Below are 22,615 nucleotides of genomic sequence, written 5' to 3'. Positions count from 1 at the left end.
ATGCTCCTCACTTTATACCGTTATGGTATAGATTGTATTTTCTATCAGGGAACATTCTAACACATCAAAGTATCGATGTGAATGATGTAAATTAGGCATGCATAAAGTGATAATTCCTAAACCAACAACTCTTCATCCGGACAAAGATTAAGATGATTAATAAAAACCACAATATCTTTATTCTGCCTTATAGTTTAGGGCTGAGACCCATTATATAATAATATACAGCAACACAAAGTGCTTTCAATACAAAATAAAAATCGAGTTATGCAAATTTATGGCCTGCCGGACAAAGACTTTCTTGCCTCAATGCCATACGATTCAATTATTAAGTACACAAAAAAACGAATAGGAGAATGTGACTTGAAAAAAATTAGAACGGCTGTAGTCGGTTTAAACATGGGATTGCAGCATGCTTATGCATTCCATTCGGCGGAACGCGCCGATCTGCGTTGGGTTGTGGATCTGGACGAGGAGAAAGCAGCCAAACTGGCGGGAGAATTGGGATGCAAATATACGTCCGATTGGCTTTCCATTATGGACGACATCGATGCTGTCAGTATCTGCACCCCTCATCATTTGCATGCGGATCAATCCATTCTCGCCCTTAAAGCAGGCAAACATGTGCTATTGGAGAAACCGCTCGCCAATACAGAAGAGGATTGCTTGCGGGTCATCAAGGCTGCCGAAGAGAACAATACCATCCTTATGATGGCTTATGTTATCCGTTTCTTGCCCATTATAAGAAAGCTCAAGGATATAATAATAACGGAAGAGTTCGGAAAACCGTTCAATGCGAACTGCTGGATTGAAGGATTTATTCCGCCCATGCCGGGAAGCTGGTTGTCGCGTAAAGAAACCTTGGGCGGAGGCGTACTGTTCAGCCACGGCTGCCATTATATCGACTTGCTTGTTTGGTTGTTGGGCAAACCCGTCAAAGTTTCTACTCTAGGCACCCGAACGGGAACCGAATGGATGGAAGGCGAAGGAACGGCACATAGTACGATGTTATTCGAAAGTGGTGCTCTGGGCTACCTGGAAACCAGCTGGGGGATGCAGTTTGCGGAAAGACGCGCGCTCATGCACATTCACACCCCTAAAGCTCTGTTAATCGTGAGCAGTGATCTGACAACACTAGAAGCCGTGACGGAGAAGGGCCGTCAAACCTTGATGACCCATAATTCGCACACATCCCCCGGTTCCTTTGTGTCGGGGGAAATCGAGCATTTCCTCGATTGTATCGAGTTCGGCAAAAAACCCGAAACGGATGGACATGATGCGTTGAAATCACTCCGTGCGATTTGGGCGATGTATGAGGTGATTAAATGTTAAAAATCGGAATTATCGGATGCGGTTTGATGGGTTCCCTGCATGCTCGAACCTTGCAGTCGCTGCCTGGTGCTTCAGTAACGGCTGTGCATAACCGATCCAGAGACAAGGCCGCTAGCCTTGCCACGGAAGTCGGCGCAACCGTATATGATCGTTACGAAGATCTGCTGAAACAGGATTTGGATGCTGTATGGGTTGCTACTCCTGACCATCTGCATGTCGATATATCCAAAGCGGTGCTGGAAGCAGGAAAACATTTGTTTCTGGAAAAGGCGCTTGCGACCTCTGTCCGGGATGGCCACGAGATCGTGGCCGTCGGAGAGAGACATCCGCATTTGAAAGCAATGGTCGGATATCCGCTGAGGTTTGCTCCCGCCAACCGCAAGATGAAAGAAATCATCTCTGCCCCGGAAGCAGGCTCTGCATTGCAAGCTTGGTCGATGAGAACCCATTTTCTTGATCCTAACCAGAAAGTGTACGACAAGTACCGCGATCACTATTACGACACACCTGACTGGTATTTCAGCGACGAAATCGGCAAAGGACCGATTTTCTCCCACGCTTCCCATGATTATGACCTGCTGATCTGGATGTGTGGAGAGGTCGAAAGCGTATTTGCCTATGGGGGTACCTACCTGCTGCCGCCGGGAAGTGTAGCAGACGGATTCACTGTGGCCTTACGCTTCAAAAGCGGCGGAATTGCTCACGTGAGTACTCCTTGGTTGACGCGGGTGGAGTACGATATGGCCGGAGTAGCTGCCAAAAACCTGACGGTTGTGAACAACAACGGGGAACTTCGCGTAAAGGACGAACAAAATCCGGAACAACGGATTACATTTTCGGACAATGATATGTGGATACGTTTGAACAGTCATTTTATCGATTGTATTCTTCACGATAAACAGCCGCTTATTTCACTTAGAGACGGATTGAAGGCCATCGCCGTTTCCGAAGCGGCCTACCGTTCATTGAAGGAACGCCGGGAAATTTTTGTGGAAACGATCTAATAATCTGCACCTTGCTTATTGGTGAATTTATTTCAGTTGAGAAAGTTGGGAGTACCTCCATGATCCAAATTGCTTGTATGTCATTGCCTTACATGAATGTCCCGTTCGAACGGGCACTTGAAGGAATATCCCGGGCCGGTTACCGCAATATCGCTTTTGGCCTGCCCCATGTCGGCATGGAAGTGCCAAGCGGGAACGATACAACATCTTTAATACAGCTACAGCGGCTGTTCGATCGTTACGGCGTAGAACCAATTATGCTGATCGGCACAAATCAGCTTGCTCCCGGAATGCCTCTCGAAGAAGCCAGACACCGTTTGGAAACAGCCAAAACATTGGGTGTAAAAGAAGTGGTGTCCCTCGGAGCTTGCGGATACCACAAGTTTCCCGACCTTGCAAAACCCGTAGAAGAGCTGGAATCAGAACATAAGCGGTTCGTCGACAAGTACCGTGAAATAGGATTTATAGCCGAATCTTTGGGTATCACCGTTAGCTTGAAGCCACATACCGGAAATACGGCAACGGCCCGCCATCTTTTGCAGACACTTGAAGAAATTGGCTCAAGTTCTATCAAGGCGAGCTATGATCCCGGCAATGTGCATTATTATGAGGGGATACGCTCCGAGCTCGATTTCCCCATCATTGCGGCACAAACCATTTCCCTGATCGCTAAAGACCATCGCGGGTCCAGGGCCAACCACAATTTCCCCATCCCCGGTGAAGGCGATGTTGATTTCCCTGCCTTGTTCCGTACATGGCATCGTTCGGGAATGTCAGGTTCAGTTGTTGTCGAACGGGTTGATGGCGATACCACTTCGCCGTTCGACCCGGAACAAATCGACGAACGAATCGCCAAAGCGAGAATCAACCTGCAACGTCTGCTGAAGGAAACAGGATTAGAAGTAAGTTGAGGCACGGAAAAGTTTTGTAGAAAATATGTTTAACAAGTTGACTGGGGGAGTATTCGATGGTGACATCATTTAAAGAACAATTTGGCAAGGACAAGTGAATACTTGTTCTTGCTTTTGTCATAAGTTACTTTGCTATCGAATAGGGCTGTCAGATCATTTAAGGGCACGTATGCTTTATTGTTTATGATTCTTACATCCATGTTTTTCGTACTTCCATTGAAGTAAAACGACAACTTCGGAGCTGCCATGACTCCTATTACAAAACTAAAAAATAATTTTATCGTAGAAAATATTGTAAAACATGCTTTCTTTTTCATTGGCCATCTGGATGAATGGAAATTACCCAATCTCCATTATCCACTCTCCAAGGCACATGTCTTGGAAACTCCAGTCGTGTATCCACTAAATAACATTCATGTTGCCAATCTAAATCGTAAATAAGCTCCTCGGGTAGGGTACATTGTTGAAAGGCCATAATGGACTTTTTCTCGAAGTCTCTAATGAGTTCTTCATCGTAACAGTATCCGGACAATTACACCGGGTGCGCTCGGCTATCTGGAAACCAGCTGGGGAATGCCGTTCGCGGAAAGGCCCGCGTTTTTGCATGTTCACACCCTCAAGGCATTGCTAATATTGAATAGCGAGTTGACCACTCTGGAAGCCGTGACGGAAAATGGCCACCAAACCTTGATGACCTATAATCCGGATACTTCACCGGGCTCCTTTGTGTCCGGAGAAATTGAGCATTTCCTCGATTGCATCGAATCCGGCCAAAAACCCGAAACGGACGGCTATGATGCATTGAAATCGCTCAGAACCATTTGGGCGATGTATGAAGCCGTAGTATCAGGCGGGTGAAAGTATGATCAACATTGGTTTAATTGGCTGCGGGTTAATGGGTGCTCTGCATGCGCGAACCTTACACAAACTGCCCGGTGTGTCCGTTAAAGCGGTGCATAACCGTTCCCGGGAGCGCGGAAATGGGCGCAACCGTATATGATCATTACGAGGATTTGCTGCAGCAGGATTTGGATGCTGTCTGGGTTGCTACTCCCGACCATCTGCATGTCGATATAGCAAACGTGGGGATACCAGGAGTTTCCCCACCTTGCAAAACCCGCAGAAGAGCTGGAAGCGGAACATAAGCGGTTCGTTGACAAGTACCGTGAAATCGGATTCATAGCCGAATCTATGGGTATCGCCGTCAGCTTGAAGCCGCATACAGGAAATACGGCAACTGCCCGGCATCTGTTGCAGACACTTGAGCAAATTGGCTCCAGCTCAATCAAGGCGAGTTATGATCCCGGCAACGTGCATTATTATGAGGTAATAAGCTCCGAGCTGGATTTTCCCATAATAGCCGCACAAACCATCTCCCTGATCGCTAAAGACCATCGCCTTCACCGGGAATCGGCAAATCCCGATTTCCCGATTCCCGGTGAAGGCGATGTAAATTTCGCAGCCTTGTTCAGTACTTGGCAACGTTCAGGGATGTCCGGTTCGGTTGTTGTCGAGCGGATTGATGGCGATATCCCGTCACCGATCGACCCGGAGCAAATCGATGAACGAATCACCAAAGCTAGAATCAACCTGCAAAGTCTGCTGAAAGAAGCAGGATTGTAAGTAAGATGAAGAAAGGGGTGTATCGATGGTGACATCTACCTAAACTCAATTTGTTAAGAACGGCTATATCAAACTTAATCAGCTTTTTTCACCAGAGGATGTGCAATTGTTCAAAGAAGAAGCAAGAAAGATTTGGGAAGAATGAGGAAGTGGTAAAGGAGGTGTCTTGCTCGGTTTAGCAGCAGTCAGTCCTTTATTCAGGCAAATAGCCGTACAATCCGAATTAGTAGCCGCACTTAAGGAGATTATCGTAGAACACATCATGTTTCTAAATGACAAACTATATTAAGAGTTGTTTATTCAAAACTCATCATGCAAAAAATTTAAAATGAGAGGTTGGTGTTTAAATTTATGTCCAATAGAAAGTATTATACAAAAGCAATCCTGAGCCTGCTTGCCGTTTTCGCTCTGATATTCTCTTTTGCCTATACCACTTCAGCACAGGACCGTGTGTTTGACCGCTATAAGCAATTGGATGCGGAAACCAATTACGGCAGAGGCTATTCGGAATCTTCGGATGCAGCAACCCTTTCTTGGGGAGAAAGCTACATTCTTGACTCCTACATCGACATTTACAACAAATATAAGGATAAGTATTGGTTGGATAAATTCGTCGATCACTTTGACAGAGTCAAAGCCAATGCGGAGGATCCGGAAGGAGACGGTACATGGGGATGGTATTCCCCGAAATATTCCTATCAGCATATGGAAAATCAAGATTTTGAGTCAGACGCCCAGGATGCGAATGAAGCGGATGCGATTGCCAACGGAGGGTTTGAAACGTCAGGCGCGGACAGTGTCCCCGCAAGTTGGACAAGGGAAGCGGGAACTAACACAACCGTGTACAGATCAACCGCTGCAGGGGAGTACTACTCCGGCAGTGCAGGGCTCGCCGTTAAATATAATGGCGGAAGTGCAGCAACCCTTAAGCAGTCGTTTACCTACTCACCCGGCAGAAAATACAATTTGTCATTTGCCGCCAAGACCGACAGCCGCAGCATGGTAGGTAAAATCCAAATCTATAATGAGACGACATCAGCGGTATTGGCCGAAACTGCGACATTTGATCTCGACAGCATGATCTTCATCGAAGAATGGGTAAAGCGCAGCCTGATCTTTACGGCACCGACTACCTCAGGGCAAACGCTGTCCATTAAGATAAAGCTGGCTCAAATTGACCAATCGGGCTGGGCAGCCTACTTCGATGATATTTCCATCAAGCCTGTTGAGAATATCGTCAACGAAGTCAAGAATGGCAGCTTTGAAACTGCAGACTCAGGCGACAGCACACTGCCGGACAAATGGGCCAGATTTGGCACCAGCACCTATACCTACCGTTCCTCTACGGCTGGGGAATACTATTCCGGAAGCAATGGTCTCGTAATCAAGTCTGACGGTTCTTCGTGGAAAGAATTGTCCCAGCAGCTTCCCTATATACCTTCAGAAAAATATACTTTGTCAATCATGGGCAAAACCAACAGTTCATCCGCTTACGGCAGAATTCTAGTCTATAATGTGACTGACTCGGAATACATTCTGGATCAAACTTTCAATAATACGTCTTGGCAGAAACAGAGCTTCATCTTTACCGCGCCCAGTCTGGCAGGCAAGACGCTAAACATCTATCTGAGGCAAGCCGAACACACCCATCCAACCTGGATCGCCTATTTTGATGATTTGAAGATTGAACCTTATACGGAAAACGTCAATGGCAATTTTGGATTTGAGACTTCGGATGGAGCTGATTCGACCCTGCCGGCAGGTTGGGCAAGATTTCAATCCACCTCAAGCAACGCGTATCTTTCCACCACTTTGAATGAATATTATTCATCGTCCAAGGGCGTTGTCATTAAATCGAATAACTCTGCAGTGCCCATGCTTAGGAAGCAGCTTTATCTGATTCCAGGCATGCAGTATAACGTCAAGTTCATAGGACGGAACAATTTACCTGCGGCGCAGGGGCAAGTAGAATTGTATAATGCAACCACAGCAACAACATTGGGAAGCATTACATTCAGCAACACACACTGGGAAAAGCAATCGTTCGATTTTACAGCAACCGATTCTCTGACCGATACGATCTATTTACGGCTTAGGCAGGCTTCCACAGCGACAGATAACAGTCTGATCACGTACATTGACGATGTGGAGGTGGTTCCGATTGTAAACAAGAGCTTTGCCGCCTGGGAGAGGGTCAACAAGACCAAGAGCAACGCATATACGACAAATGCAAACGACAAATCTTATTACAGCTCCTATGGCCTTGTCATCGGCAATGATGGTTCGACCGACGGATACGTGAAACAGCAGCTTTTGGCCTATGAAGCGAACAAGCCGCATTCGGTTTACTTTAACGGGAAAACGAGCACTGCGTCGAATGGCGGCAAGGTAGTGGTCTATGATGTAACCTCTTCCACCCAGCTTGCATCCATGACGTTTGTGAATACCAATTGGGCTGATCTGCAGCTCGACTTCACGACGCCCAATGCGGCCAATCATGTGATCGAAATCCGCCTTACCCAACAGTATTACAACAACAGCTCCCAATTCGCTTATTTTGATAATGTGTCCGTGGGAGAACGGGTAGGATTCCTCATTGGAGACACGATGACCATCAAAGGAGCACTGAAGTTTATTAAAACGGTACATGACGATCCCGATCTGGATGCTATTTATGGAGCAACAGCCGATGCTTATCTGGATTTTATTGTTGAAGACGAAGTGCTTCCCAAGTGGAGTACGAACTTCGTAGATCTTGGCAACAATCGGGGCACTTATGTGTTTCCTTCAGGAAACCGGGGCGCATACTTTGCAGGAAGAACATTGCCCCATAACCAGAACCTGGTCGCAGCAGAATGTTATTTATACCTTTGGGATATTACAGGGATCGCCAGTTACAAAACACGCGCTGAACAGCTGTTGAACTTTTTTAAAGACAATCTGGAAACAAACTCTACCGGTTATAAATGGGATTACTGGAATCGTTCCGGAAGCTGGGATAACGGCTTTGATTATGACACTTTCGAAGATACTTCCCATGGCTCCCTTGACATTTCTGCAGCCATAACGGCTTATCATTACGGTGTTGTGTTTACGAAAACGGATATGGAGAAGTTTGCTTCCACTTTTGTCGATACCATGTGGAACGGTTCTATGTCGCAACCAGTCATTGGATACAACGTGGTTACAAACTACAGCACAACTGTTAACCTTATTGCTTCCACTCCTTATATATGGGAGTTTGTGGAGCTCGCCGAATTCGATCCGCAAATTTGGGATATCAGCATGGCCATTGTCAATAACATTAACGGCTATGTTATGCCGCCTTTATTGGCAGCTCTAACCGTCTATAATCCGGAAACTACAGTAAACGGCAATTTCGAACTGTCCAATAAAGATGACAGCACGTTACCGACCTTCTGGACCCGATATATAGCATACACGAATTCGAGTACAGCCTATCGGGATACTTCGAACGCTTACAAGGGGGATGCGGGACTGGCTCTTAAAACCAACGGCACCGCATGGAATATCCTCCAGCAAAAAATAACGGGATATTTGCCGAACAGCCTGTATGATGTAAAGTTCTTTGCCAAAGCCGGATCAGGAAGTGTCCAAGCACGGGCTGATATCTATAATTATACGGCAGAAAGCTTGGTTAATACCGTAAATGTGGCGAATACATCGTGGACCGCGGGAACATTAAGCTTTACTTCCCCATCCAATGCAAGCAATGACATCAGGCTTGACTTGTATCACAATATCTACACGCCGGCTAACCAATATGTTTATTTCGACGATGTGAAGATTTACCCGTCCCTGTGGAATTCCTTTTCACCTAATGCAGGATTTGAAGAAGCGGAAATTTTCGACAGCACGCTGCCAAAATATTGGGTACGTTCGTCGGGGACGGTATCCGGCAAAGTTGTATTAACCACTGCAGAGAAATATAAAGGGAGTGCAAGCATCAAGCTGTCAACCGATGTATCGGGCGTAAGCCAACAACTTGTTTACACGCTAAAAGGACTTAAGCCTTCCGCATCTTATACGCTTACCTTCTACAGCAAAACAAACGGGTCTTTGGCTAAAGCAAGAGCAAGGGTGCGCAACGAAACCACTTCAACGAATCTGGCAACAAGCGGGTTGGTGGACAGCACTTCGTGGGCCAACTATACGGTCTCCTTCACTGCGCCTAGCACCTATACGGATCAGGTTAATATCTATCTGGAGCATAACGACCCAACTGTTAACAGCGGTGACGCCTATTTTGACGAGGTTGGGGTATTGTTGAACTGAAATCATTCATTGCCTGCACCTGCATGAAAAGGCCTCCTGATCCGCTTGTATAGCGGTTCAGGAGGCTTTCTAGAAATATTCAGAAAGGGATGGAAAATTTGTTGCATTTCGTGCAATATTGTGCATAAGAGCTTAACGTCTCACTAATTTTTCGGATTTGTAGAGTGAAGGCTGGTTATGTCAGCCCCTCCTTATCAAACCGCCATCAACCGGAATAGATCGAATCCCCCCGAATCCAGCTGGAGTTAAACTTTCTGATTTAGTAAGACAAGCCTCCAATCAGGAGGCCGCACCAATCGCGAAGCTAATCTTATTGGCTATTCAAGATATGGCATACCAATTAACGGGTGAGAGTAACCAACCTGAAGCACTCAAGCAATTGGCACTATTCTACGAAATGAAGGGAAACCGTTTCAGCCAAGCATGCATCTGGGTCAAAGAGGTGGATAACGAACTTGCCGGGATGATCTTGTGCTACCATGGCAGTCAAGCCGTCCACCTCTATCAGCCCATAATTGACCATTTGCGGCAATCAAGCGGAAATGCTTCCTTCCAGATCGAACAAGAGGCTGATGAAGACGAATATTATATCGATGCACTCGCAGTCAGCCCTAACCATCAGGGGAAAGGTTTTGCCAAAGAATTAATCGCAGCAGCAGAGTGGAATGCCGCCGAATTAAAATACACCAAAATAGCCCTCAACGTGGATCAGGAGAATCTAGTAGCACATCGTCTATATCAAAGACTGGGATACGAGGCAGACAAAGAAATCTTTATTCACCATAAGCCCTATTGGCATATGGCCAAAACACTAAGACAAATTGGGATAACCATCTAAACAAATTATCACCTTTAATAATGCTGCATGAATGCTACAATTATCTTATCAAAATCGATAGGGAGGAATTTACATTGTCCAAAATCAAGGTTGCCATCATCGGATGCGGCTCGAATGCCAACGCCGCACATATCAAAGCGTATCTGAATAATCCCAACGCCGAGATTAAGTATTTCTGCGATATCATCAAAGAGAAAGCGGATAAAGCCGTGCTTGACAGCGGCTGCGGGGAAGCGATTGAGGATTATCGCATTGCCTTGAATGATCCGGAAATTGAGGCGGTATCCATCTGTACGCCGAATCATGTTCATGCGGCTATCTCCATCGAATCCTTGCGTGCGGGCAAGAACGTGCTTTGCGAGAAGCCGGCTGCAAGAACCTATGCAGAAGCGTTGGAGATGCAGAAGGTTCAGCATAAAACCGGACTTGTGTTGAATATCGGTGTGTGCAACCGTTTTAATACGGGCGTTAATTTGATCAAGAAGATGATCACGAATGGAGAGCTTGGCGAGCTGTATCATGTATATGTCAGCTTTCGCTCCCAGCGTTCGATTCCGGGATTAGGCGGTACATTTACGACTAAGTCTATTGCTGGAGGAGGCGTACTGATCGACTGGGGCGTCCATTTTCTCGATATCGTCATGTATTGCTCGGGTGACCCGCTGCCTAAGACGGTAACCGGACAGGTTTATAGCAAATTGGGCTTGGACATGCCGAATTATTCGTATCTGAACATGTGGGCGGGCCCGCCGAATTATTCTGGCACCTATGACGTAGATGATTTCGTAACAGCCATGATCAGAACTGAAGGTCCAACCATTACATTAAACGGAGCATGGGCGCAGAATATCGGAGTAGATGAAATGTATATCGACTTTCTCGGGGACAAGGCTGGAATTCGTCTGCAATATGGCAAAGACTTTAAAGTGTATGGAGCAAAAGATGGCGTATTGCTGGAGACAACTCCTTCCTACAAGTCCGTTGATAAGTTCCAGAACGAGATCAACGGGTTCATCGACTGTATCCGTACAGGCGAGAAGCTACCATCCCATATCGATTCCGTGATTCTCTCCTCGCGAATCATCCAAGGCATCTATGATTCATCCGATTTAAATAAAGAGATTGCATTCTAAATCAACCATGGAGGATAGAAAATGAAACGAATCGGATTTATCGACTATTTTCTCGATGAAGGGCATGCCAATAAATATCCGGAATGGATTGAACAAGCATCCGGGGGAACGATGAAGGTAACCTGCGCCTATGGTAAAATAGATGCGCCGAACGGGCGGGACAATGCTGGCTGGTGTCGCGATAGGGGGATCGAGCTGCTGCCCACGATTGAAGCCGTCATTGAAAACAGCGATTGTTTGGTCGTGCTGTCTCCTGACCATCCGGAATTCCATGAAGAGCTAGCTTGGCTTCCCTTGCAGTCAGGCAAACCAACATTCGTGGATAAAACATTTGCTCCCGATCGATTGACTGCAATAAAATTGATCGAATGGGCAGCAAAGAATGGCACGCCTTTCTATTCTTCCTCGGCGCTACGATTTGCTCCCGAATATGCAGAAGCCCTTGGCAAGGAAATCGATACTGTATGCAGCCAAGGACCAGGTAAATATGCCAACTATGCCGTTCATCAGATTGAGCCAATTGTATCCTTGATGGGCGCCGGGGCCAAGCGGGTCATGTCCATTGGCACGATGCTAACGCCTGCCTTACTGATTGAATTTACTCACGGACGTCAAGCAACGATTCATCTCATACAGGGCAGCCCGTTTCTCCTCACCCTACAATTTGAGGATGGCCATTCTTCACGACTTGCGGCGGAAGCAGATTTTTTTGCAGCATTCATCGATAATCTCGTACAATTCTTCCGTAGCGGTATTTCCACGGTTGAGCCGGAGGAAACGATTGCAGTCATTACCTTGATTGAGTACGGGTCCAAGGCCGCGCAAACGCCGTACCAGTGGATCGAATTGCCGCAGGGTAAATTTAGCGAATAGAGGCATCAGTCATTATGGTCATGAAAGATTCGAGGCAGATGGGTTGCCTGTTTCATTTCGACAACATCTTTGCAGCGAAACAGGCTACATTTGGAGGAATCGATCTGTTCCAGATTGGGGAAATCTGCTGTGAATGCGGCTATGAGGTTCGAGCGCATAACCAATTCTGTCTGGAGTTAAGCTGTATCGTATCGGGAAGCGGGTATTTCTATATCGACGACACCTGCATCAAGGTGGAAGCGGGAGATATCGTATTCAATTCGATCGGGCACAGACATGAAATTAAAACCGACCGAACCAACATGCTTCGCTTCGTATACATGGGATTCAATTTCAATGAACAAGCCGACAAGGAGTTTGCCGAGATGCTGGCATTCTTCCAGTCGGCTCCTTATCATTTCTCTAAAGATACGCACAACCTGCTTATTCCTTTCATGCGCAACATCGATGAATTTTATTCCCAGAAGCCCTATTCCCGCATCATGATTCGGAATTACTTCGAGGAGATCATCGTTTCAGCCTATCGTTCATTCACTGAGAAAGCCGACAAAATATTGCAATATGCATCGGAGAGGTCTCCTCATTCAGTAGGCCAAACCGTATATGCTGTAATCCGCTACATTGAGAAACACATATTCGAGCTTGGCAGCATTACGGAACTTGCCATCAAGTTGAATTATAACTCCACCTACTTATCCCACGTGTTCAAACAGAGAACAGGCATGACCTTGCAGCGTTATATCAATCATAAGAAGATAGAGAAATCGCTTGAATTGCTTAAATACGGGAATCTCTCCATTAAACAAGTGGGAGAAAAGCTCGGCTATGAAACGATCCAATCGTTCAGCAAAGCTTTCTCGCGCATTATGGGATATCCCCCTTCCCGTTATGTGGCTGATCAGCGTGGGCAGGAATAGGGTTCTTGTATTCGAGAATTATTACGTGTCAAAATGGACTCATTGGACTAGAGACTCATTTCTGCCACACGTCCTGCATAGAGCCTTTTACTTTTGGTTGTGTTAGTCCTTCATGCTTGGATATTTCCAATTTATCGTCCGATCAGCTTACTCCACTGTCCTGACGCATTCACATTTTAATTGTCGGTGATCCTGTACGGTCTACACATACCAATTGGTAATGACCTCATCCATATCATCAAACTTAACAACTGACAGAACCGCAAAAAAACTACGACAGCATAATTGACTAACAATTTAACTCACTCCAAGTCGTTCAGGTATTTATCGGGATTGCGGTTATTTACGCTGAATGACACTGGATAACCGTTGATCCCATTTAATCTTCCGCACCTTGTAGGCATCATAGGAAATCGATCGCAGACGCGAGATGAGGTGTTCTTGACGAAGCGCATCGTTTACTAATACAATCATCTCTCCATTACGAATGATGTACGTATTCCAATTACGTAAGTCTGTAATCCGTCGATGACAAGCTTTCGTCTGTCGAAAAAATTGTTCCAGTCCATTATTTGTTCGAGGAATGTAGTAATGATCATAACAAGTGAAAAGTCCTTTCCAAAACCCTTTGGAGTAACAGAATAAATTATCGACCATTAGTACATCGCTTTCTTTGGTGTAGGTTTGTTTTACCCATGCCAGCAGCGCCTTCATTTCCCATACGACCGTTTCACTACTCTTGTCCACCTCCGGTGTTAACAATGTCGCAATATGTTGGATCGGTTCCATTAGTCGAGATACGGATTCACAACATTACTTAAAAAACCTAATTTACTAAATATTACCATTAAACTTTGGAGTAAATTGGGCTCTTTTTTTATCCAAACACCGTTGTAGCGATGCTTGAATCACTTGCGCACGCTCATAAATGAGCAATCCAGGCAATTCGAGTGGCGGATCTCCATCTTCTAAAAGTAAAGCACGGACTGCGGTTACATATCCCTTAGCAATCTGCGCTTCGGTGACTCCTGGTGATTTCATTGCCGCTGCTTCTCCCAGAGATTGCTCTGATTCCATGTCGCCCACTCTTGTCTCTGCCTGTTCAATTTTACGTTCAATATTCCGAATGCCGCGCATGCTTTTTTTGAGTTCCTTCTTCAATTTGCGATCCGCATCCACGACTGGTTTGGCAATGTCTTTTAAATAGTGATATTGACAGTATTGATAAGGCACATCGGGCAATAAGGTTTCAAACGCCAATCGAATCGACTGCTGGCCATCACTGACAATGCCTACGATGGGGTAGCCCAGTTCGATGATCGGTTCAATCAGCGTTTTCAGTTCTGTTGCTGTTCCGCTCTTCATATTTTGAGCGGCAAGAACGGTGCCACTGAATACTTCGCGAATGACATAGATGGTTTCGTTTCCTTTTTCGGGTTGAACACCATCCATCGAGAGGATAATGCCTCCGTTTTGTTCAGTGATCTCCGCTAATATCTTTTTGACGTGATCATCGAGACTGGCGGCGAGTAGGGTTTGATAGCGATCGTATAAATTTTGAGCATTTCGTTCGCTCGTTAGAATTCCGCGTTCGTTTAATGCATCGGCAATTTCTTTTACGGTTCTATGCTGCTTGAACCGCAGTTCGCCAACGAGGCAGAGCACATCATAACCATAAGAGGAATGCTTCATGCTCAGCATCTCGGCCTCTGCCGACTTATACGCAACACCACAATATGAACAATCCGGATTCTGACAAGCGTAGGCTACATTCCAAGCATGAATAACGCCTTGCTTTAATGTCACAATTTTTTTCTCCCATGCTGTATGGGAACGACGCAGTTTACTTTCACAATGTGGGCAATGACGAAATTCCGGTCTAAAGTACACTTTAGGTGCAGCGCCTAACCGATTTTTAGGAAACATAAGGATCCACTCCGATCACATTCTTGATCCTTATCTATTCGACATAAAATCGGAAATACTTGCTAGTTAATCATGCTGTCGTAGAAAAAAAACTCGTGCGGGTTAGGGTCTCCCTAGTTCCAAGCACAACTTTCCCAACATGTCGATCCCTCTACACCGGAGAGTTCTTCCGCGCTGCACTTCCAATGGCTTCACGCGTTCCATGGTCTTCGCCTAACACATCGAGGCTCGACTCTCTCTTGTCCTTTTCAGGTCTTTTTTGACGATGCGGCAGGATTCACTTGATGTTACGGCCTGGCATGTCGCTCGCCCTATCTCTGACAGGTTCTTTCGTCGATACGCTTTTACGCACAGATTTCTCCATACGCAAGTATCCTAGCTACGCGGGGGCTTGGCCCCTCCCGCGACCGGACTTTCACCGGCTAGAAGATGCGTGCTCTGGGCACGCCTCACTAAAAAAGCTGTACACCTTAGCAGATTTACTGCTTTAGCGTACAGCCTTTCTAGAATATCTCGATGCTCTCACCTGTAAGTCTAGAGGCTGGCGTAAACTTCCTTTAGGACTTGATGATTTGGCATACCCTTTAAATTTTTTGGCAGGACTAGCGGCTTCTTACCGTTTAATTCCTTTGCCATTTCCGAGGTTAGGCCAGGTTCGCCGCTCAATACGATTTCCTCCCACTCATTTCGCTGGTTATGGCGCAGCAGGATAGGACCCAGGCGCTTTAACCACCGTTGTTGATTGGCCTCGTACCGTTTGTCGAATTGATCCTTGTGGCTGGCTCCCGAAGCTTCCCGGTTTCCGTAAGAAAGACCTTGATACTGCTTCCAGTCCTCTTGATCGGAGTCCCAAATGTAATTCCATTCCCGTTTAATTTGCCCATGGGAGGTATCTAACACAGTGACACTCTCACTTCCAATCAGCACGATTCCTGCTGCAGGGTGCTGGGCAAGTGCTGCCTCAAGCTCGTCCAATTGGGGACGTGCTGACCAATAAAATGCATTCGGCAGTGGTATTTGCAAATTTTCCAACAGCATAATTCCATTAGTAGGACAAGCAATAATAAGTAAACCGTTCTTCAAATTCTCGCGATTGGCTTCTAGCGTCTGCTCCAAAAGTGTCTGCAGCTTAGTAAGCTGTTTGACTTGATCGTCCGCACCCTCCGCTTGGGCATATTCGATCAGATGGTTCATTCCATTCTTACAGCGGATTTTCCAGGTTGCTTGCTGGCCTCTCTCGGCCGGTATTTCCAAATAGATAGTCAACACATGCTGCTCAGGGGAGAACTCACGCTTTTTCAGCTGCTCAAGATTTTGTTTAACACTCATCTTTATATCTGCCTCCTTTGCTCTAATCCTTTACCCTGCAAAGGCAGATTTGAATCTTAAGGCTTTGCTCCAGACGGCAATATAGAAGTCTATTCAATGATGAAGCTGTCTAAATGCGCCAGGACTATCCGCATTAAATCATCTTTAGGTACCCTTTCCGGAAAGTTGACATGATGTACAACCAGACCATCAACAAGAGCATGCAGCCGCTTTGCTTCATATTCGGCATCAATGCCCTCTTTGGTCATCTTCTTCTGAATGAGAAGATCGATTACGCTTCTAAACCCTGCATAAAGCTCATCATGAACTTCCCTGCCCAATGTCCGCAAGGTCTCATCGGTAATGGTCTTCCCCATGAAGGCCAGCCACACTTCAGACTCAGCAAGTGTCTCTCCGTTAAGTGGCAATAATTCGCTAATTACGAGCCCGATATCATGGCGGGGGTCTCCACTAAACGGAAGATTCTTGATACGGTAATTAACCCGCTCAGACATAAGCCGCATGGAAAAAGCAAGCAGCTCAGACTGCGTATCAAAGTAATGCCGCAGCGAGCCGAGTGATATACCAGCTTCATTGGCGACACTGCGTACCGATACGGCTTCCAGTCCATCACGGCGTATAATGCGCCAAACTGCTTCCGCTATTTGTTCTCTTCGTTGGTTATGATCCACTATTTTAGGCATAGCTGTATTATAGCACTCTTGTTTTATAATACAACTGTGTTATAATAAAAAAGCTTTTATTTAATACAACTGTACTTTCAAAAAAAAAAGGGGGGCTTCAACTTGATCGTGACACTCATCATCAGCTGTGAAATTGCATTTTGGCTTTTTATCCTTGCCGGCCTTGTATGCCGTTATATACTCAAACTCAAAAAAGTAGGCACAATCCTCTTACTTTGCACGCCAATTATTGATCTGGTGCTTCTTATTGCTACAGGGATTGATTTAAGGAGAGGTGCAGAGGCTACATTCGTCCATTCCCTTGCTGCCATCTATATCGGCGTTTCGATCGCCTTTGGCCACCGCATGATCAAATGGGCTGATCAACGGTTCGCCCACCGTTTTGCCGGTGGTCCCGCTCCAACACCAAAGCCTAAATCCGGCCGCATGCATGCCCGTCATGAACGCATAGGCTGGCTCCATCATCTTCTTGCCTGGGCTATAGGCTGCGCTTTCCTGTATGTATTAATTGTGCTGGTAGGCGATGGGCCCCGTACTCTTCCATTACTGAAAACCATCCAGCTGTGGTCGGTTGTGCTTGGCATCGATTTTCTCATCAGCTTTAGCTACACCTTGTGGCCCCGCGAGAGCAAGAAGGCCGTCTAAGAACCTTGCTTTGCTTACCATGCGTTGCTTATTGCCGCTTATTCCATTTGTATTTAACTCGTTCCAGCATTTTCTCCAACCGTTCCCTGTTTATGGGCCTCAATAAGTAGTCCAGTGCCTGAAGCTCAAAAGCGTCAATTGAAAATTGCGGGTATGCAGTGACGAACACAATCTCAATCCGCTCGTCCCGCTTCTTGAAATACCTTGCAGCCGAAAGACCATCGATTCCAGGCATCATAATGTCGAGAAAAACCAAATCTATAGCCGGCGCTGCCGGGCTTTCCATCGTCTCCAAGGCCCTAAGCGCATTGCCGTATTGGCCCACGATTTCGATCCCGCCGATCTTGTGAAGCAGTGCCGCTAGCTCTTCCAGCACCAACTCTTCGCCTTGGATCAGCATGACCCTTAACATTGTAAAAATTCCGGCTTCATTTAAGGTGCCTCCTTCAGAATCAGCTTTCAGCATAACCCCATTATAGCAACCTCCTCTATACCGGTTCTAAACATAGTTCTAATTCTCAGAACTACAGCCTGATGCCGCAGCCAACACAAAAAGCCCATCAACCGCTTAAGGGTGCGGTGAAAGACTGGGTTCGTGATGGCAGATCATGTAGTGATGAAAAACATCAATACAACGCCCCTATTTTTGGCCACATGCGTTCTGATGTCACATCCGCCGCTTCATGAGCTCCTCGTACACCTCTTTGGTCCGGTTGTCCGGTTCAACCCCCAGCTCTCTTTGAAGGAGCTCCGTGAAGGACTCGAAGCTGCGCTGAATCGCAGTATAATCATTCAACATGCTGTATGCTGTTAACAAAAGCCGGCATACCTCCTCTGAGTATGGATCTCTTTCCTGTGCCTCGAGAAGCCGCTTTGCTGCTGAGCGTTCCCGGCCATCCTCCATTTCGTGCCTGGCCATGGCAGTCACCAGATGCAGATAGCGCTCCAGCAGCGCACTCCTTCTCGGCTTTGCCCATTCATAATCGTGGTCCTCCAGATAGTCACCGCGATACAGCAGCAAAATCTGCTCATAGTGGTTCCATTTGTCTCTAAAGTTATAAGGTTGCTGCGAGAGTTCCCGTTCAAATAGCTGCACATCCGTAAGAATAGCTTCTTGATAGAGGCCATAGCTGTCATCCGCATATTCGATCGTCACTAATCCTCCCCACTCCTTCAACAGCTTCCGGACTCGGGAGACAGAATGGTGAAGATACGTAACCGCCTTGTCTTGTTCGGCATCCGGCCAAAGCGTTTCAATCAGCCGATCCTTATTCACCCGTTGTCCCCCCAGATGGAGCAAATAAGCAAAAAGCTCCTGTGCTTTCATCGTCCTCCATTTTAATTTTTCCCGGGAACCGGGGTCTCCAACAAGCTCAAGACGCTTAAAGCAGCGGACCGCTACGACCTCCTCCCTATTTTCTTTCAATCCTTTGTCTGACAGCTTGGCATATTCCTCGATCCGGTCCAACGTTTTGGTCATACGCGCCGTATCGACTGGCTTTAATAAGTAATCAAGGGCGTGCAGCTCGAATGCTTCTATCGCATAGTTAGAGTAGGCCGTTATATACACAATTCGTATACTGCTGTCTATCTGTTGAATTCGTTCGCCCGCCTCAATGCCATTCATTTCCGGCATCCCGATGTCCAGAAATACAATATCAACCCTCTCTCGAGCAAGATGATCCAGCCCTTCCTGAGCGGATGTATACTTGCCTGCGATCTGAACACGACCGTCGGTTTTGAGCAGCCGTTCCAAATGCACCAGAGCCGGCTCCTCATCATCAATTAAAATAATGTTCATGCTCACCCTCTCCTCTCCACAGCTTCTTGCAAACTAACGGCTCCCCGCCACTTCTGTGCCATACCGCCAATTTGCGCTTGAGGCACCTCAAAAGAAACGGTCGTCCCCTGCTTCCATTCACTCGAAATTTGAACTCCCTTTCCGTACAGCGTCAGCAGCCTCCTGTGAATATTCACCAGACCGACACCACGAGTATTCGAATCTTCAGACAAAAGCCCATTCACATATTCTATCTTCATCCCTATACCATCGTCAGTTACAGAAATTTTTAGTGCGTTGCCCTCTTTCTTAATCATCAGCCTGATTGTCCCTCCGGCTGATTTTTGCATCACACCGTGTCTAACCGCATTCTCGACAATGGGCTGAATACTGAGCGGCGGGATTAATCCCTGTAGATGGGTGCTTATTTCATAGCTTATTTTCAGACGTTCACCGAAGCGGGCTTGCTCCAGCGCCATATAGGAACGGACCAGTTCCAGCTCCTTATCCAGGGAAACGAATTGGGCTCGGTTATGAAAATCGAAGCTGCTGCGCAAATAACGGCTGAGTTCCATCAGCAGCTCTGTCGCTTTTTCCGGATCTGTGGGACATATAGCAATCATCGTATTCAAAGCGTTATATAGAAAATGGGGCTTAATCTGGGCCTGCAGGAAGGCCATCTCTGACCGGATCGCTGACTGCACGGATTTACGCAGCTCTAGCAGTGTACGCACACGCGCCCTGAGCACACCAGCCTCTACTGGCTTGCTTAGAAAATCGTTCACGCCCACACTGAATCCGGTTTGGATATCCTCCATCTGACTTCTCGCTGTCAGCATAAGCAGCGGCAGCTCCGACAGCGGACGACGCTGACGGATTTCCCGGCACAGCTCAATGCCAGACATTGCCGGCATCATCCAGTCTGTAATTACCAGGTCAATCCGGAAGTTGCCCGCCAATTCTTGGAGCGCATCCGCTCCACTATTAACGGCTATCACTGTGTAGCCTTCCATCGACAATAAATTAATCAATACTTGAAGATTAACCGGGTCGTCATCTACAACCATCACCGTGAAATCATTCGCAGCCGCGGGAGAGGGCGCAGACTTAACACTCTCTACCGCAACAGCAGTCTCCTTGATCGTAACAGCCGCTGCCCGCCTATTCTGCGCACTATCTAGCTGTACGGCTGATTTCGCAGCCGGGAGGGTGACTTGGAATACCGACCCCTTGCCCAGCTCCGATTCAACCTTAATTTGACCTTCGTTCAGCTCTACCAATTTCTTCGTAATGCTCAAACCGAGCCCAGTTCCGCTGTAACTTGAAAGCTCGGCCAAACCACTGCCAGTGTCGAATGATTTGAAAATATCCTCGAACCGCTCCTTGGCAATGCCGATTCCTGTATCTGAAACGAAGATCGTTACTGAGCCCTCGCCAACCTCCGCGAAAACCCGAATCTCCCCTCTATGGGTAAACTTCACCGCATTACCAAGCAAATTATATAAGACCTGCCGGAGTCTATCCTCGTCTGTGTCAATCAGCGGTAAATTGTCCGGCCATTGCTGTGTCAGAACAATTCCCTTCATACCAGACAAATGCTCGATGACTTCCAGCACCGATTGGGCCACAGAGGGAAGATCAACAGCCTGGCGATTAAGAATCATGTCCTTGTTCTTAAGCTTGGCGAAATCCAGAATATCATTGATCAGATAAGATAACCGCCTGCCAGTCGACACAATCATCGATAGCTGTTTAGCCTGATCCTGATTAGGCGCCCCAGCTACACCCTCCAGCAGTGACTCAGCAATATTCACGATACCATGCAGCGGCGTGCGCAGCTCGTGAGAGGTGTTCGCCATAAACTCGTCCTTCAGTTCGTCCAAAGTTAGCAGCTTTCGGGACAGCTCCTCGACCTCATAAAACGATCTGGCGAATCTTCCAGAAAGCAGCAAAATTTGCACAGCGACAAATATCAGCATTTCATAGGGAACAAAAAACTGGTTTTCCATCTTGCCCAGCACATGCAAAATATTGATCACAATAATAGCCAGAATGCTCATAATACTGAACAGCATGTAAACAGCGTCCTCCGTCCGCCGAAGAATGCCTATGATCATAATGTACACCATTCCAGATATAACAAAGGCGCCTATTACAACAAGCAGCGGAAAATATCTCGAAAATGTCACCACTGGCACAATTATAGCAGCAAGCGAAAGAAGCAGGGCTAACCAGTTGCAAATTCTTATAAATTTCCGACTGATGGCGTTCGGCACTGACACATTCGCATAATGAAGAAGAAAAAAGTAGGCGAGCACAGAGGAAACCATCTGGACCTTCAGTACAAATCCATAACCCAAGCCTGGAATCATGCCTCCAATCAGCTTCTCCCCATGCGTCAGTACATATAAGAGCGAAATCAGGCAAAATAAACAGAGATAAAGCAAAGAGCGTTCCTGCTTCCTCTTTTGGAACAAAACCAGAAAAAACAAGAAAAAGATTAAAAGTCCGGCCAGGGTCATATAATCGCCAAACAGCGCGAATTCGCGGCTTTTCATAATAGATTCAAGGTCTCCAAACAGGATCGGATAAATGATACCTCCCGATGCATAGCTGTAATTAGCAACCTGAACTATAATTTCAATTTCATTGCCACTAACCGCGGCGAACCCTACATAAGGAGTATTGTTCTGCTCGCCTTCAGCAGCACTTTTAGCAGGATTCCCACTAGCCCCGGCTTCATGTCCGTTAATAAATATTTTGTTAGCCATACGGATATTGGTTGTTCGGATACCAAATACCTCTTCTGCGTCATCCTTCAGCTGAATACGCAGCCTGAACGTGCCGTAACCCGAGCCTGATGATTGGCCCTCACCAGCTATGTACCCATTCCATTGACCTGGAAGCTGAACCATACCGCTAAGTTCCGGCTTCTCGCCCCTGTCTAAAGATGATTCGGCGAAATCCTCAGGAATCAGGAGCTGCCCGCGATAAAACTCCCATTCCCCACTCAGGCGGATAAGGCCTTCTGCAGCAAAATTCCAATTACTTAAATCCAGCACACCTTCCTTAGGAGAAGGACTCTCCGGAATCGATATTTCCGTTCGAATATACCCGCATGCTGGAATAATCATTATTAATATGAAACCGACTAGCACCATCAGCCATTGCTTTTTCATTTTTCACTCCCCGGTCACGGTCTAAAAGAACTATTTCGATATATTTCAACAAGATTCCTCTAATAAAAAAAAGAAATTGGGCGAGGAAGCTTCAGCTGAGCAACCAGATCAAAATGAAAATGGACTGGCTCGAAGTCTTATGACTT

Annotated in this window: 21 protein-coding genes; 13 read left to right on the top strand and 8 right to left on the bottom strand. The window is 46.6% G+C overall.

From position 1 onward, the window contains the following. Positions 1 to 363: 363 nt before the first annotated feature. The 3 genes from J2Z66_RS31585 (at position 364) to J2Z66_RS31575 (ending at position 3,247) form a co-directional block, all read left to right on the top strand. On the top strand, positions 364 to 1,332 hold the full coding sequence (locus J2Z66_RS31585) for a Gfo/Idh/MocA family protein (protein WP_209976753.1): 969 nt from the start codon (positions 364 to 366) through the stop codon (positions 1,330 to 1,332). Next, positions 1,326 to 2,336, top strand: coding sequence for a Gfo/Idh/MocA family protein (locus J2Z66_RS31580; protein ID WP_209976752.1), 1,011 nt, complete (start codon positions 1,326 to 1,328; stop codon positions 2,334 to 2,336). Before J2Z66_RS31585 ends, J2Z66_RS31580 begins: the two co-directional genes overlap by 7 nt. A gap of 92 nt (positions 2,337 to 2,428) precedes the next feature. Then, positions 2,429 to 3,247, top strand: coding sequence for a sugar phosphate isomerase/epimerase family protein (locus J2Z66_RS31575; RefSeq protein WP_209976751.1), 819 nt, complete (start codon positions 2,429 to 2,431; stop codon positions 3,245 to 3,247). A gap of 313 nt (positions 3,248 to 3,560) precedes the next feature. Here J2Z66_RS31575 and J2Z66_RS44185 read toward each other — a convergent pair whose 3' ends face one another. Next, the gene (locus J2Z66_RS44185) at positions 3,561 to 3,779 is read right to left on the bottom strand and encodes a DUF2716 domain-containing protein (RefSeq protein WP_376774520.1); all 219 of its coding nucleotides are present in this window, start codon (positions 3,777 to 3,779) and stop codon (positions 3,561 to 3,563) included. 101 nt (positions 3,780 to 3,880) lie between these two features. Here J2Z66_RS44185 and J2Z66_RS31560 point away from each other — a divergent pair, with 101 nt between their 5' ends. The 9 genes from J2Z66_RS31560 (at position 3,881) to J2Z66_RS31520 (ending at position 12,927) form a co-directional block, all read left to right on the top strand. Further along, positions 3,881 to 4,105 (top strand): hypothetical protein, encoded by a 225-nt coding sequence (locus tag J2Z66_RS31560; RefSeq protein ID WP_209976748.1) that lies wholly within the window; start codon positions 3,881 to 3,883, stop codon positions 4,103 to 4,105. Between the two features lie 4 nt (positions 4,106 to 4,109). Further along, positions 4,110 to 4,247, top strand: coding sequence for a hypothetical protein (locus J2Z66_RS31555; protein WP_209976747.1), 138 nt, complete (start codon positions 4,110 to 4,112; stop codon positions 4,245 to 4,247). After that, the gene (locus J2Z66_RS31550; RefSeq protein WP_209976746.1) at positions 4,228 to 4,392 is read left to right on the top strand and encodes a hypothetical protein; all 165 of its coding nucleotides are present in this window, start codon (positions 4,228 to 4,230) and stop codon (positions 4,390 to 4,392) included. Before J2Z66_RS31555 ends, J2Z66_RS31550 begins: the two co-directional genes overlap by 20 nt. After that, positions 4,376 to 4,870: a sugar phosphate isomerase/epimerase family protein gene (locus tag J2Z66_RS31545; protein WP_245375992.1), complete on the top strand. Its 495-nt coding sequence runs from the start codon at positions 4,376 to 4,378 to the stop codon at positions 4,868 to 4,870. Before J2Z66_RS31550 ends, J2Z66_RS31545 begins: the two co-directional genes overlap by 17 nt. Positions 4,871 to 5,221: 351 nt before the next feature. Continuing rightward, a complete protein-coding gene (locus J2Z66_RS31540; RefSeq protein WP_209976744.1) occupies positions 5,222 to 9,166 on the top strand; it encodes a carbohydrate binding domain-containing protein in 3,945 nt (1,314 codons plus the stop codon). A 313-nt stretch (positions 9,167 to 9,479) separates the two neighbouring features. Continuing rightward, on the top strand, positions 9,480 to 10,004 hold the full coding sequence (locus J2Z66_RS31535; protein ID WP_209976743.1) for a GNAT family N-acetyltransferase: 525 nt from the start codon (positions 9,480 to 9,482) through the stop codon (positions 10,002 to 10,004). Positions 10,005 to 10,078: 74 nt separating this feature from the next. Further along, entirely contained in the window at positions 10,079 to 11,137 is a 1,059-nt protein-coding gene (locus J2Z66_RS31530) for a Gfo/Idh/MocA family protein (RefSeq protein WP_209976742.1), read from the top strand. A gap of 21 nt (positions 11,138 to 11,158) precedes the next feature. Beyond that, a complete protein-coding gene (locus J2Z66_RS31525) occupies positions 11,159 to 12,010 on the top strand; it encodes a Gfo/Idh/MocA family oxidoreductase (protein ID WP_209976741.1) in 852 nt (283 codons plus the stop codon). A gap of 14 nt (positions 12,011 to 12,024) precedes the next feature. Further along, a complete protein-coding gene (locus J2Z66_RS31520) occupies positions 12,025 to 12,927 on the top strand; it encodes a helix-turn-helix domain-containing protein (protein ID WP_209976740.1) in 903 nt (300 codons plus the stop codon). Between the two features lie 339 nt (positions 12,928 to 13,266). Here J2Z66_RS31520 and J2Z66_RS31515 read toward each other — a convergent pair whose 3' ends face one another. The 4 genes from J2Z66_RS31515 to J2Z66_RS31500 all read right to left on the bottom strand — a co-directional run bounded on the left by J2Z66_RS31515 (position 13,267) and on the right by J2Z66_RS31500 (position 16,865). Further along, positions 13,267 to 13,716: a hypothetical protein gene (locus J2Z66_RS31515; protein WP_209976739.1), complete on the bottom strand. Its 450-nt coding sequence runs from the start codon at positions 13,714 to 13,716 to the stop codon at positions 13,267 to 13,269. A gap of 45 nt (positions 13,717 to 13,761) precedes the next feature. After that, positions 13,762 to 14,733 (bottom strand): transposase, encoded by a 972-nt coding sequence (locus J2Z66_RS31510; RefSeq protein ID WP_312894857.1) that lies wholly within the window; start codon positions 14,731 to 14,733, stop codon positions 13,762 to 13,764. A 654-nt stretch (positions 14,734 to 15,387) separates the two neighbouring features. Beyond that, positions 15,388 to 16,182: a VLRF1 family aeRF1-type release factor gene (locus J2Z66_RS31505; RefSeq protein ID WP_209976737.1), complete on the bottom strand. Its 795-nt coding sequence runs from the start codon at positions 16,180 to 16,182 to the stop codon at positions 15,388 to 15,390. 89 nt (positions 16,183 to 16,271) lie between these two features. Next, positions 16,272 to 16,865: a TetR/AcrR family transcriptional regulator gene (locus J2Z66_RS31500; protein ID WP_209976736.1), complete on the bottom strand. Its 594-nt coding sequence runs from the start codon at positions 16,863 to 16,865 to the stop codon at positions 16,272 to 16,274. A gap of 102 nt (positions 16,866 to 16,967) precedes the next feature. On the opposite strand from J2Z66_RS31500, the gene J2Z66_RS31495 reads away from it, so the two are divergent. Next, entirely contained in the window at positions 16,968 to 17,510 is a 543-nt protein-coding gene (locus J2Z66_RS31495) for a hypothetical protein (protein ID WP_209976735.1), read from the top strand. Positions 17,511 to 17,538: 28 nt separating this feature from the next. Here J2Z66_RS31495 and J2Z66_RS31490 read toward each other — a convergent pair whose 3' ends face one another. From J2Z66_RS31490 to J2Z66_RS31480, 3 genes are all read right to left on the bottom strand, one after another. Then, positions 17,539 to 17,976 (bottom strand): LytR/AlgR family response regulator transcription factor, encoded by a 438-nt coding sequence (locus J2Z66_RS31490; RefSeq protein ID WP_209976734.1) that lies wholly within the window; start codon positions 17,974 to 17,976, stop codon positions 17,539 to 17,541. 201 nt (positions 17,977 to 18,177) lie between these two features. Continuing rightward, entirely contained in the window at positions 18,178 to 19,311 is a 1,134-nt protein-coding gene (locus tag J2Z66_RS31485) for a response regulator (RefSeq protein ID WP_209976733.1), read from the bottom strand. A 2-nt stretch (positions 19,312 to 19,313) separates the two neighbouring features. Then, complete coding sequence (locus J2Z66_RS31480) at positions 19,314 to 22,469, bottom strand: hybrid sensor histidine kinase/response regulator (protein ID WP_209976732.1); 3,156 nt, start codon at positions 22,467 to 22,469, stop codon at positions 19,314 to 19,316. Positions 22,470 to 22,615 lie beyond the last annotated feature (146 nt).

The organism is Paenibacillus eucommiae (assembly GCF_017874215.1).
GTDB lineage: Bacteria > Bacillota > Bacilli > Paenibacillales > NBRC-103111 > Paenibacillus_AI > Paenibacillus_AI eucommiae.
This window is presented reverse-complemented; position numbering and strand designations above follow the sequence as displayed.